The sequence below is a fragment of the Mameliella sp. AT18 genome, from assembly GCF_028807275.1.
GTDB lineage: Bacteria > Pseudomonadota > Alphaproteobacteria > Rhodobacterales > Rhodobacteraceae > Antarctobacter > Antarctobacter albus.
Genome location: NZ_JARAMO010000064.1, coordinates 1 through 12,394 on the forward strand (window position 1 = coordinate 1; position 12,394 = coordinate 12,394).

Sequence of the window (12,394 nt, forward strand, 5' to 3'; positions counted from 1 at the left end):
GGGAGCGCGAGGGGCTGGCCCCTCGCTCCTGTCCCAAGGGCCCGCACGGCGGTCAGTACCCGCGCCAGATCCAGCCGCCACCAAAGATGCGCGAGCCTTCGGGCGCATAGAAGACGCAGGCCTGGCCCGGGCTGACGCCTTCCTCGGCCACCACAAGTTCCACCTCGGCCTCGGTCTCCGAAATCGGGCGCACCACCGCCTCGCGCGGCGGGCGGGTCGAGCGGACCTTGACCATGAGATGCCATTCCTCGCGGCTGGTGAAGGGCTCATCGCCCAGCCAGTTGATCTCGCGCACCGGGACCTTGCGGGTGGCCAGCATCTCCTTGGGGCCGACGATCACCTGGCGTGCCTCCACGTCCAGTTTCACCACGTACAGCGGTTCCGACAACCCGCCGATGCCCAGGCCCCGGCGCTGGCCGATGGTATAGTGGATCACCCCTTCATGGTCTCCCAGGACACGGCCATCCACATGCACGATCTGGCCTGGCTCGGCGGCGCCCGGGCGCAGTTTCTCGATCACGGCGGCATAATTGCCGTCGGGAACGAAGCAGATGTCCTGGCTGTCCGGCTTCATCGCCACGCTCAGCCCGTATTTCGCGGCCAGCGCCCGGGTCTCGTCCTTCGACGGCAGGTGGCCCAGGGGAAAGCGCAGGTAATCCAACTGCTCGGGCGTGGTCGAGAACAGGAAATAGCTCTGATCGCGCGAGGCGTCGGCGGCGGAATGCAGTTCCGCGCCGCTTTCGCCCATCTTGCGCTGGATGTAGTGGCCCGTCGCCATGCAGTCGGCATCCAGGTCCTTGGCGGTCTCCAGCAGGTCCTTGAACTTCACCCGTTCATTGCAGCGAATGCAGGGCACCGGCGTGGCGCCGCCCAGGTAGCTGTCGGCGAATTCGTCGATCACCGCTTCACGAAAGATGTTCTCGTAGTCGAGGACATAGTGCGGAAAGCCCATCGATTCGGCGACGCGGCGCGCGTCGTGGATGTCGATGCCGGCGCAGCAGGCGCCTTTCTTGGCCAGGGCTGCGCCGTGATCGTACAGCTGCAGCGTGACGCCGACCACGTCATAGCCTTCTTCCTTGAGCATGGCGGCCACGACGGAACTGTCGACGCCGCCGGACATGGCGACGACCACCCGGGTTTCGGAAGGCGGTTTGGGCAGGCCCAGCGAGTTCAGCGGGCGCGTGTCGAGGGGCATGACGTCTCTCCTTGGAATGGCGGGAAATATAGGAAAATCCGACCTATTCTCAAGGGGGCGTTTCAGTCGTCGTTAAGTGCCGCGTGGCTTTATGACCGCCAACGAAATGTTGGAGCAGGCAACATGTACCTTAAAAAGATCGACGGTCCGCGCGCAGTGAAGCTTCCCGATGGCAGTACGATGACCCGGGCGGACCTGCCGCCCCAGGAAACCCGCCGCTGGGTTGCCTCGCGCAAGGCCGCGGTGGTCAAGGCGGTGACCTTCGGCTTGATCAGCCATGAGCAGGCCAAGGACCATTACAATCTCAGCGACGAGGAATTGCTGGAGTGGGTGAAGGCCGCGACCGAACATGGCGAAGACGCCCTGAAAGTCACACGGGTCCAGAAATATCGTCAACCTTGAGTTGTAATCCTGATCCTTCCGGTTATGGTAACAGGGCGTTAACCTTTTTAGTCGAAACATGGGTACAACCTGAAGACATTGCCCGGAGACCCAAATGCGTATCTTGCTGGTTGAAGACGATCCCACCACCTCGAAAAGTATCGAACTGATGCTGAGCCATGCCAATCTCAACGTCTATTCGACCGACATGGGCGAAGAGGGGATCGACCTGGCAAAGCTCTACGATTACGACCTGATCCTGCTGGACCTCAACCTGCCGGACATGAACGGGCATGAGGTCCTGCGCCAGTTGCGCGTAGCCCGGATCGACACTCCGATCCTGATCCTGACCGGCGAGGACGATACCCAGTCCAAGATCAAGGGGTTCGGGTTCGGCGCTGACGACTACATGACCAAACCCTTTCACCGGGACGAACTGGTGGCGCGTATCCACGCGATCATCCGCCGCTCCAAGGGGCATTCGCAGTCGATCATCCGCACCGGCAAGATCTCGGTCAACCTGGACGCCAAGACGGTCGAGGTCGCGGGCAAGCCCGTGCATCTGACCGGCAAAGAATACCAGATGCTGGAACTGCTTTCCCTGCGCAAGGGGACGACCCTGACCAAGGAAATGTTCCTCAACCATCTCTACGGGGGCATGGATGAACCGGAACTGAAAATCATCGACGTGTTCATCTGCAAGTTGCGCAAGAAGCTGTCCGAGGCCACCGGCGACGACAACTACATCGAGACCGTCTGGGGCCGTGGTTACGTCCTGCGCGATCCCGAACCCAGCCAGGATGAACCCAAGGCGATCGCCGCGAACGGGTGACGGCTGGACCTTGCCTCTGACCCCGCCTATCAATTCGGGCAGGTGAGACGCGGGGGGCAGAGATGGCCAGGACAGCCTTCAGTGAAAAGACGGTCAAGGATCTGACCGAGACAGAGGCGCGAGAGGAACTCGCGTCTCTTTCGCATATTCTGGGCGAGGCGAACCGGGCCTACCACGCCGAGGACGCGCCGGAGATTTCCGACGCCGAGTATGACGCGCTGAAACGGCGCAACCTCGAGATCGAGGCGCGGTTTCCGGAGTTGAAACGGGACGACAGCCCTAGCGAACAGGTTGGCGCGGCCCCGGCCGACGGGTTCTCGAAAGTTCGGCACGCGATCCGCATGATGTCTCTGTCCAATGCCTTCGAAGATACGGACATCACGGATTTCGACGCATCGATCCGGCGTTACCTGGGCCTGGGCGCGGAGGCGCCGCTGCACTACACTGCCGAGCCCAAGATCGACGGCCTGTCGCTGTCGCTGCGCTACGAGAGCGGAAAGCTCGTTCAGGCCGCCACCCGCGGCGACGGGAACGAGGGGGAAAACGTCACCGCCAATGCCCGCACCATCGGTGACATTCCCGAAACCTTGACCGGCGCGCCTGAGGTCTTGGAAGTGCGCGGCGAAGTCTACATGAGCCATGCCGATTTCGAGGCGCTGAACATCCGGCAGGCGGAACGGGGCGGCAAGACTTTCGCCAACCCGCGCAATGCCGCCGCCGGATCGCTGCGGCAACTGGATTCAGAAATTACCCGCAGCCGGCCGCTGCGGTTCTTCGCATATTCCTGGGGAGAGCTCTCCGAGCCCCTGGCCGAAACGCAGATGGCGGCCATCGAGCGCTTTACGCAGCTCGGGTTTCAGACCAACCCGTTGACCCGCCTCTGCGACGGGCCGGAAGACATGCTGAAACACTACGCGCGGATCGAGGCACAGCGCGCCACGCTGGGTTACGATATTGACGGTGTTGTCTACAAGGTCAACGACCTCGACCTGCAGGCACGGCTTGGGTTCCGGTCGACAACGCCCCGCTGGGCCATCGCGCATAAATTCCCCGCCGAACTGGCCTGGACACGGCTGGAAGCGATCGACATCCAGGTCGGTCGCACAGGCGCGCTCAGCCCGGTGGCGCGGTTGACGCCGGTGACGGTCGGAGGTGTCGTCGTATCGAATGCCACCCTGCACAACGAGGACTACATCGCCGGGCGGGACAGCAGCGGCAATTTGATCCGCGATGGCAAGGACATCCGCATCGGGGACTGGGTGCAGGTCTATCGCGCCGGCGACGTGATCCCCAAGGTGGCGGATGTGGATCTGTCCAAACGGCCCGAAGGCGCCGAACCCTACCAGTTCCCGACCACCTGTCCGCAGTGTGAATCTGACGCGATCCGGGAAGAGGGTGACGCCGTGCGCCGTTGCACCGGCGGCCTGGTCTGCCCGGCGCAGGCCGTCGAAAAGATGAAACATTTCGTGTCTCGCGCGGCCTTTGACATCGAGGGGCTGGGGGCGAAACAGGTCGAACAATTCCACGCCGACGGCTGGATCGCCGAACCGGCGGATATCTTCACGCTTGAGGCCCGCTATGGCAGCGGGATGCAGCAGCTCAAGAATCGCGAAGGCTGGGGGGAGAAATCCGCCGCCAATCTTTTTGCCGCCATCGAGGAACGCCGCAACATTCCGCTGGCGCGCCTGCTGTTTGGCCTGGGCATTCGCCATGTTGGAGAGGTGGCGGCCAGCGACCTGGCCAGACATTTCGGCACCTGGCAGGCCTTGGTGACGGCCGTCGACGCGGCTGGTCTCGCGGCCAAGGCGCAACGCGAAGCCGACGCCGCCGAAGAGGCCGAACGCCGTGCAGCTGCAACAGAGGGGCGCCGCGCGCGGATCAAGGAAAGCCGGGACGCCGCCTGGGCCGATGTGCCCGCCGAGGCGCGCGCCGCCTGGGACGAGATCACCGGCATTGACGGCATCGGCGCCACGGTCGCCGTTGCACTTGTCACCAGTTTCGCGCAGGAGGCCGAGCGCGCCTCGATCGACCGGCTGACCGCCCATCTGGACATCCAGGAAGCCGAACGGCCCGATACCGAAGGCTCTGCCGTCGCGGGGAAAACCGTGGTCTTTACCGGTTCGCTCGAACGGATGACCCGGGCCGAGGCCAAGGCGCGGGCAGAGGCGCTGGGGGCCAAGGTCTCGGGCTCGGTCTCGAAAAAAACGGATATCGTGGTCGCGGGTCCGGGCGCCGGCAGCAAGGAGAAAAAGGCGCGAGAGCTGGGCCTGACGGTTCTGGACGAGGACAGCTGGCTGGAGCTGATCGGCGCATGAGTGGACGGCCCGAGCCGCTCTGGCCGCTTTTCGCCGATCTCACCGGATTGGACGGGATCGGGCCGAAATCGGCGCAGGCCCTCGAAGCGGCGGGGATCGAAACCCCGCGCGACCTGCTGTTCACCTTGCCCTATTCCGGAATCGACCGGCACCTGAGGGACAGCGTGATCGCCGCCGAACTGCCCGGCGTCGCGACCGTCGAGGCCATGATCGGAAATCACCGTCCCGCAGCCCGGCGCGGTGGCGCCTACCGGGTCGAGGCTGACGATGCCCGCACGCGCTTTCAGGTGGTCTTTTTCCACGGCGGCGGCGAGTATATCAAACGCATGTTGCCCACCGGGCAGCGGCGCATCCTTTCGGGCCGGGTCGAACTGTTCGACGGCGTGCCGCAAATGGTCCATCCGGAACACATGCTGCGCCCCGAGGAGGCGGATCAACTGCCGGGGTTCGAGCCGGTCTACCCGCTGACGGGGAACATCACGCAAAAACTGATGACCCGGGCGATGACCGATGCGCTCACCCGCCTGCCGGACCTGCCAGAGTGGATAGACACTGTGCAGAAATCCTCCGAGGGCTGGCCCGATTGGGATGCGGCGCTGCGGGCGGCCCATGCGCCCGAGGGGCAGAAGGACCTTGCCCCGACCGCGCCGGCACGCGCCCGCCTGGCCTATGACGAGTTGATGGCGCACCAGCTGACTCTGGCCTTGGCGCGGGCGAAACGGCGGCGCGCTCCGGGGATCGTCAGCGAGGGGGATGGGCATCTGCGCGACCGGGTCCTGGCCGCGCTGCCCTACAGTCCGACCGGGGCGCAGACGCTTGCGATCCGCGAAATCACCGAGGACATGTCCAAGCCCCAGCGCATGAACCGCCTGTTGCAGGGGGACGTGGGCTCGGGCAAGACGCTGGTCGCGTTCATGGCGCTGCTGACCGCGGTCGAAGCTGGCGGGCAGGGCGTCATGATGGCCCCGACCGAAATCCTCGCCAGGCAGCACCTTGAGGGGTTGCAGCCGCTGGCCGAAAGCGCGGGCGTGGTGCTGGAGCTGCTGACAGGCCGCGACAAGGGCGCGGAACGCAAGGCGAAGCTGGCCGCTCTGGCGCGGGGGGACATCCAGATCCTTGTTGGCACCCATGCGGTGTTCCAGGCCGATGTCGCGTTTCACGACCTACGGCTGGCCATCATCGATGAACAGCATCGGTTCGGCGTGCGGCAGCGGATGGAACTGGGCAAGAAAGGCGTGGGCGCCGATGTGCTGGTCATGACCGCCACGCCGATCCCGCGCAGCCTTGCGCTGGCGCAGTACGGCGACATGGATGTATCGGTTCTGGACGAGAAACCGCCGGGCCGCAAACCGGTCAAGACGGCGCTGATTTCTAACGAACGCATGGACGAGGTTGTCGACCACCTGCGTCGCGCCATCGCCGAGGGGCGGCAGGCCTACTGGGTCTGCCCGCTGGTCGAGGAAAGCGAAAGCTCGGACCTCGTGGCCGCCGAGGCGCGGTTTCAGCACCTGCGCGCGGCGCTTGGAGAAGGGGTTGTGGGCCTTGTGCACGGCCAGTTGCCGCCCGCGGAAAAGGACGCGGCGATGGCGCGTTTCGTGGCCGGAGAGACCGCCGTCCTGGTGGCGACCACGGTGATCGAGGTGGGGGTGAACGTGCCCAATGCCTCGATCATGGTGATCGAACGGGCCGAAAGTTTCGGGCTGGCGCAGTTGCACCAGCTGCGCGGTCGTGTCGGACGGGGTGAGGCGGCCTCGACCTGCCTGCTGATGTACCAGCCGCCGCTGTCCGAGACCGGCATGAAACGCCTGACGACCCTGCGCGAAACCGAAGACGGGTTTCGCATCGCGGAGGTCGACCTTGAGATGCGCGGCGCCGGTGACGTGATTGGCGTGGCGCAATCCGGCTTGCCACGGTTCCGGGTGGCGGACCTGGAGCGCCAGGCGGCGCTGATGTCCGTGGCCCAGTCCGATGCCCGCAGGCTCTTGGCAGAGGACCCGGACCTGACCGGGCCGCGCGGGCAGGCGGCGCGCCTGCTTCTCTGGCTGATGCGGCAGGACGAGGCCATCCGCCTGATCGGTGTCGGATGACGTTAAACGGCCGGGGAGGCCGTGTTCCTCTTGCTGCTCACAATTTGTTCTCAAATGTTCTCATTAAGTTCTTTACAGGGTGTTAATAATGTGAGAACAAAGGGTCAACAAACGGAACATTGGAGCCGAGCCATGATCGACACCGTCAAGACCGTCCTGACCCGCCAGCACGATACGCTCTGGCAGGATGCCCTCGGCGCCGTTGCTCTGGCGGTGATCTTCATCGGTGCGCTGCACCTGCCGTCCGTTTTCTGAGTTTCTGCCTGCGTGTCTGTAGCCTTGGTCTTTCGCACATCTCCTGTCCCGATGTGCCGCCTGTCCCCAGATCGGTTCGCCTGCCTGTAACCGGTCACGACCACGGGTTCCTATGGATCAACACGCTCCTTGCCGCCGCCTCCTTGTCCCGGAGTGCGGCGGCTTTTTTCGTTCAGGGATAAGGGAGTAAGCCGCTCAGGCGGACTGCGAGTCGCGCGCTTCCTCGACCGCCTGGCTGGCCGCGTCCAGCGCCAGCATGATCGAGGCATGGCGGTTCTTGTAGGCCGCGGCAGGGCGCAGCACCTCAAGCCCGTCGAAGGGGGCGGGCGGGGTGGGGCCGTCCTCTTTCAACATGGCGCGCAGGGCATCGCGGGCGGCCTGAATTTCCTCGGGGGTGCGTCCGATGATGGCGCCACCCACGACGGACGCCGCTGCCTGGCCCAGGGCGCAGGCCTTCACGTCCTGGCCAAAGTCAGCAACCCTGCCGTCCTTCATGGTGAGGTCCACCGTCACGGTCGACCCGCACAGAGGCGAGCGTTTCTTGACACTGACCTGCGGATCCTCGAGCCGGGCATTATGCGGAATATCCGCCGCCAGTTCGAGGATGCGACCGGAATAGAGCTTGATCAGGTCGGTTTCGCCGCTCATGGCTTTCTCCTGCTGCAGGTCTCCCATACATAGGCGGCACCGTCCCCGATGCAAAAGGTTTTTCCAATGGGTTTCGACACCTCCACACTAAAGTATGATGATCGCGGCCTGATCCCCTGCATCGCGCAGGACGCCAAGGGGGGCGAGGTGCTGATGATGGCCTGGATGAATGCCGAGGCCGTGGCCAGGACGCTGGAATCGGGCCGCGTGACCTATTGGTCGCGGTCGCGGCAGTCCTTCTGGATCAAGGGAGAGAGTTCGGGGCACGTTCAGGAACTGGTGGACCTGCGGGTGGATTGCGACCGGGATTGCCTGCTGGCGCTGGTGCTCCAGACCGGCCCGGCGTGCCACACCAACCGCCGCAGCTGTTTCTACACAGCGTTGCGCGATGGCGACGAGGTCGAACTCATGAAGCCGATGACGGAGTAGCGGCTCAGGTCGTCAGGCCCACCATCTCGCGGATGTCCTGTGGGCTGCGGCCTTCGGCTCGATAAGTGGCTATTGCGCGGGCGTCGTCACGTTTGGCCAAGCGTCGGCCGTTTTCATCGCGGATCAGGCGGTGATGCAAGTAGACAGGCGTTTGCAGTCCCAGGAGCGCCTGCAAAAGGACGTGGATCTGCGTGGCATCGAAAAGATCTTCTCCGCGGATCACGTGGGTGATGGCCTGCGCGGCGTCATCCAGTACGACCGAAAGATGGTATGATCCAAGAAAATCTTTCCGGGACAGAACGATATCGCCGACCCCCAGTGTAAAGTCGGCGCCAGAGACGGTGATCCTGCGGCCGGCTGTGAGACCGTCCGGACCGGATTCAACGAAACCGGCCAGCGGTTCTGGCAAGGCCGAGAGCGCGGCGGCCATGTCCAGTCGCAGCGCCATTCCTTTGGGTGGCTTGGCTGTGTCGCGTGGGTGGCGATGCCGGCAGGTGCCCGGGTAGATCACGCCATCCGGACCATGAGGCACCTCCACGCCCTCCTGCGGGGCGGAAACAGCGGCGGCAATGTCGCGGCGCGTGCAACTGCACCCATAGAGTAGCCCACGCGACCACAGATCCTGAAGCGCCGCGCTGTAGGCCTGCGTGCGGTCGGACTGCCGCATTGGCGGGGCATCCCATGTCACGCCGAGCCACGTCAGGTCCTCGAGGATCTGGCGGTCCCATTCGGGGCGCGAACGGGTATGGTCGATGTCCTCGATCCGCAGCAGGAAACGGCCTGAGGCAGCGCGCGCCAAATCATGTGCCAGAAGCGCCGAATAGGCATGCCCCAGATGCAGAGGGCCGGTTGGCGAAGGCGCAAAGCGCGTTGTGAATGTCACTTCTTTTCAACGACATAAACGGTTGAGGCGATGTTCTTTCCGGGAAGGTGGGGGCCGTGTTCCTGGAAGAGTCGTGTCAGGCTGCCGTCTGCGATGCGGCGATCCACCAGAGCTTGGAATTCCGGATCCTCCAGCGTGTGATCGTTGAAGGAAAAGACGCACATCGCGCCTGCGTCCAGCGCGTCAAAGAGCCGTTCCAGTGCATTCAAAGGGGCTGCCCCGGCGCCGATCACACCGATGGCCGCGATGGCGGCATAGCCCTCGGGCAACGGATCATCCGTGCCGATCCGGGACAGGTTGCGGTATGTCTGGCGCTCTTGCGCCAGCTCCAACATGCCGGGCGACAGGTCGACACCGTCGATGGTCGTGAATCCAGCCAGGCGCAAAGCCAGCCCCGACAAACCCGTGCCGCAGCCGAAATCGAGGATCGGCGCGGTCGTGTCCGGCATGAAAGCGAGCAGGGCTTCGGCGCAGCGGCGCGGGGTGGCATAGCCTTCGCCCTCGACCGCTGCGTCGTAAGTCTTTGCCCAGGCGTCATAAAGATCGCGGGTCTCTTCGTCTGTGCGGGCCTTGTAGACCTTGTCGAAATAGGGATCGCTCATAGGCGCAGGGTTCTACTCCGCGGCTTGGCCGTCAACCCCCTGTTCGGCGAGCCAGGCGCTCCAAACTTCCTTGGCGCGGTCGGTGTAGCCCTTGTAGCGTTCCCGGCGTCCCTTGCGGCCACCGCGCAGCCCTTCGAGCGGGCGGAACAGGCCGAAGTTGACGTTCATCGGCTGGAAAGTCTTGGCCTCGGCGCCGCCGGTGATGTGGTGTATCAGGGCGCCGTGGGCGCTGTCCTGCGGCACGGAAGGCATTGTCTTTCCGAGGATTTCCGAGGCGGCCATGCGTCCGGAGATCAACCCCATTGCCGCGGACTCGACGTAGCCCTCGACCCCTGTGACTTGACCTGCGAAGCGAATATTCGGCTTGGACCGCAGGCGCATTTGATCGTCCAGGAGCGTCGGGCTGTTCAGGAAGGTGTTGCGATGGATGCCGCCAAGGCGCGCGAAACTGGCATTCTCCAGCCCGGGAATCATCTTGAAAACAGAGGCTTGCGCTCCATACTTCATCTTGGTCTGGAAGCCGACGATATTGTAGAGCGTGCCCAGGGCGTTGTCGCGGCGCAACTGCACCACGGCATAGGCTTTCTCCTCGGGCTTGTGCGCATTGGTCAGGCCGATGGGTTTCATCGGGCCGTGGCGCAGGGTCTCGCGTCCGCGCTCTGCCATGACCTCGATCGGCAGGCAGCCGTCGAAGTAACCTGCTGTTTCGCCTTCGTGAAATTCGGTCTTGTCCGCTGCCAGCAGGGCGTCGATGAAAGCCTCGTACTGCTCCTTGGTCATCGGGCAGTTGAGATAGGCCTTGCGCTCTTCCTCGGTCTCGCCCTTGTCATAGCGAGATTGCCGCCAAGCCACTGACATATCTATGCTTTCCGCGTAGACAATCGGCGCGATCGCGTCGAAAAAAGCCAGCCGGTCAGAGCCGGTCTCACGCTGGATCGCCTCGCCTAGGGCGGGGGAGGTCAGCGGGCCGGTGGCAAAGATCCACTGGCCATCGTCCGGGAGTGTGTCGATTTCCTCGTATGAAATCAGGATGTTGGGGTGGGCCTGCAATGCGTCGGTGACGCTCTGTGCAAAGCCTTCGCGGTCCACGGCCAGGGCTCCGCCCGCGGGCAGACGCCGGTCATAGGCGGTGGCCATGATCAGCCCGCCGGCCTGCAGCATTTCCCAATGCAGCAAACCCACGGCATTCTGTTCGTGATCATCCGACCGGAAAGAGTTGGAGCAAACCATTTCTCCAAGGTTTCCAGTCTGATGCGCGAAGGTCTTCACCTTGGGGCGCATTTCGTGAAGCACCACTTTCACGCCCATGTTGGCGGCCTGCCAGGCCGCCTCGGATCCGGCCATTCCGCCGCCGACGATATGCAATTCCTGTGTCATGGCGCGCATCTAGGCCAGGACAGCGCCGCTGCCAAGACCCCTCCGAAGTTTGTACGTTTTGTACGAAACGTACGCCATTTCCGACGTTTTGTACAAACCGCTCAGAAAGCCTTAACCCTTTTGCCAGTCGGGCGGGCGTTTCTCCAAAAAGGCAGAGATCCCCTCGTTGGTATCGCGCCACAGCATGTTCTCGACCATGACCTGCCCGGCGTGGGCATAGGCCGCGTCCAGGTCCATCGTGATCTGTTCGTAGAAGGTGCCCTTGCCGATCTTCACTGCCGCCGTCAGCTTGGCGGCCACGGTTTCGGCCAGGGCGCGCGTCGCGTCCTCGAGCTGGTCATGGGGCACGACCTTGTTGACCAGGCCCGCGGCCTCGGCCTCTTCGGCCGAGAGGAAGCGACCGGTGGTCAGCATCTCGAAGGCCTTCTTGCGGTGGATGTTGCGCGTCAGCGCCACCATCGGCGTCGAACAGAACAGACCGATGTTCACCCCGTTCACGCCAAAGCGCGTGCCCTCGGCCGCCACGGCCATATCGCAGGAGGCGACCAGCTGGCAACCGGCGGCGGTGGCGATGCCATGTGCCTGGGCAATCACCGGCTGGGGCAGGCGGGTCAGCCCGCTCATCACGCTGGCGCAGCGGGTGAACAGATCGGCGAAATAGGCGCGGCCGCCGTCCTCGGCCTGGCGGCCGGCCTGCATCTGCTTCAGGTCATGCCCGGCGCAGAATGCCTTGCCCGCGCCCGAGATCACGACGACACGGGTCTCGCGGTCCTCGGCCAGGGCGTCGATCTGGTCCTGCAGCGCGGCCAGCATCTCGTCCGAGAGCGCGTTCAGCCGCTCGGGCGCGTTCATGTGCAGATGGGCGATGCCATCCGTGTCGCGACGTTCCAGGATTTGCATCTTGTCCTCCTCGTTTGGGCCAGATTAGCTGCCGCCAGATCGGGAGGAAAGACGGTGACGCTGAAACTGAATGCCGCAGAGGTGAGTGAGTACCTGGAAGAGGTTTTTCCGCAGGTGGATGGCATGTTCGGGATCGACAGGCTGGACGAGGACCTGCTGGTCATGCGGCTTTACAACGACGAGCGGCACCTGCGGCCCGGCGGCACGGTGTCGGGCCCGGCGATGTTCAGCCTGGCGGATGTGGCGGCCTATGTGGCGACGCTGGCGCGAATCGGCAAACAGGCGCTGACGGTCACCACGCATTGCTCGATCGATTTCATGCGCAAACCTGCCGCCGGGGTCGACCTTCTGGCAGAGGCGCGGGTGCTGAAGCTGGGCCGCACGCTGTCGGTGACGGATGTGCTGCTTTACAGCGAGGGCGAGGCCAAGCCGCTGGCCCATGCCTCGCTGACCTATTCGATTCCGCCGCGGGGATAGGGGCGTCCGCGGC

Annotated in this window: 13 protein-coding genes; 7 read left to right on the forward strand and 6 right to left on the reverse strand. The window is 64.1% G+C overall.

Going from position 1 to position 12,394, the window contains the following annotated elements; translation table 11 throughout:
* Positions 1-52: 52 nt before the first annotated feature.
* Positions 53-1,195: a tRNA 2-thiouridine(34) synthase MnmA gene (gene mnmA / locus PVW46_RS08135; RefSeq protein WP_043139229.1), complete on the reverse strand. Its 1,143-nt coding sequence runs from the start codon at positions 1,193-1,195 to the stop codon at positions 53-55.
* Between the two features lie 123 nt (positions 1,196-1,318).
* On the opposite strand from mnmA, the gene sciP reads away from it, so the two are divergent.
* The 5 genes from sciP (at position 1,319) to PVW46_RS08160 (ending at position 7,065) form a co-directional block, all read left to right on the forward strand.
* A complete protein-coding gene (gene sciP, locus PVW46_RS08140) occupies positions 1,319-1,597 on the forward strand; it encodes a CtrA inhibitor SciP (RefSeq protein ID WP_043139226.1) in 279 nt (92 codons plus the stop codon).
* A 94-nt stretch (positions 1,598-1,691) separates the two neighbouring features.
* Positions 1,692-2,408: a response regulator transcription factor CtrA gene (gene ctrA, locus PVW46_RS08145; RefSeq protein WP_043139223.1), complete on the forward strand. Its 717-nt coding sequence runs from the start codon at positions 1,692-1,694 to the stop codon at positions 2,406-2,408.
* Between the two features lie 62 nt (positions 2,409-2,470).
* Complete coding sequence (ligA, locus tag PVW46_RS08150) at positions 2,471-4,723, forward strand: NAD-dependent DNA ligase LigA (protein WP_069211367.1); 2,253 nt, start codon at positions 2,471-2,473, stop codon at positions 4,721-4,723.
* Entirely contained in the window at positions 4,720-6,810 is a 2,091-nt protein-coding gene (gene recG, locus PVW46_RS08155) for an ATP-dependent DNA helicase RecG (RefSeq protein WP_274575544.1), read from the forward strand. The genes ligA and recG overlap by 4 nt, the downstream gene beginning before the upstream one ends.
* Before the next feature lie 132 nt (positions 6,811-6,942).
* A complete protein-coding gene (locus tag PVW46_RS08160; protein WP_261394632.1) occupies positions 6,943-7,065 on the forward strand; it encodes a hypothetical protein in 123 nt (40 codons plus the stop codon).
* A 195-nt stretch (positions 7,066-7,260) separates the two neighbouring features.
* Here PVW46_RS08160 and PVW46_RS08165 read toward each other — a convergent pair whose 3' ends face one another.
* Entirely contained in the window at positions 7,261-7,713 is a 453-nt protein-coding gene (locus PVW46_RS08165) for an iron-sulfur cluster assembly scaffold protein (protein WP_274575547.1), read from the reverse strand.
* Between the two features lie 48 nt (positions 7,714-7,761).
* Here PVW46_RS08165 and hisI point away from each other — a divergent pair, with 48 nt between their 5' ends.
* Entirely contained in the window at positions 7,762-8,142 is a 381-nt protein-coding gene (gene hisI, locus PVW46_RS08170; protein ID WP_083242179.1) for a phosphoribosyl-AMP cyclohydrolase, read from the forward strand.
* 4 nt (positions 8,143-8,146) lie between these two features.
* Here the strand turns inward: hisI and gluQRS are convergent, their stop codons facing one another.
* From gluQRS to PVW46_RS08190, 4 genes are all read right to left on the reverse strand, one after another.
* The gene (gene gluQRS, locus PVW46_RS08175; protein ID WP_069208375.1) at positions 8,147-9,025 is read right to left on the reverse strand and encodes a tRNA glutamyl-Q(34) synthetase GluQRS; all 879 of its coding nucleotides are present in this window, start codon (positions 9,023-9,025) and stop codon (positions 8,147-8,149) included.
* Positions 9,022-9,627, reverse strand: coding sequence for a class I SAM-dependent DNA methyltransferase (locus tag PVW46_RS08180; protein ID WP_069208374.1), 606 nt, complete (start codon positions 9,625-9,627; stop codon positions 9,022-9,024). The genes gluQRS and PVW46_RS08180 overlap by 4 nt, the downstream gene beginning before the upstream one ends.
* Before the next feature lie 12 nt (positions 9,628-9,639).
* Positions 9,640-11,004 (reverse strand): methylenetetrahydrofolate--tRNA-(uracil(54)-C(5))-methyltransferase (FADH(2)-oxidizing) TrmFO, encoded by a 1,365-nt coding sequence (gene trmFO, locus PVW46_RS08185; protein WP_069208384.1) that lies wholly within the window; start codon positions 11,002-11,004, stop codon positions 9,640-9,642.
* A 111-nt stretch (positions 11,005-11,115) separates the two neighbouring features.
* Positions 11,116-11,904 (reverse strand): enoyl-CoA hydratase, encoded by a 789-nt coding sequence (locus PVW46_RS08190; RefSeq protein ID WP_069208373.1) that lies wholly within the window; start codon positions 11,902-11,904, stop codon positions 11,116-11,118.
* A gap of 123 nt (positions 11,905-12,027) precedes the next feature.
* Between PVW46_RS08190 and PVW46_RS08195 the strand changes: the two genes are divergently transcribed.
* Entirely contained in the window at positions 12,028-12,381 is a 354-nt protein-coding gene (locus tag PVW46_RS08195) for a PaaI family thioesterase (RefSeq protein WP_245189010.1), read from the forward strand.
* Positions 12,382-12,394 lie beyond the last annotated feature (13 nt).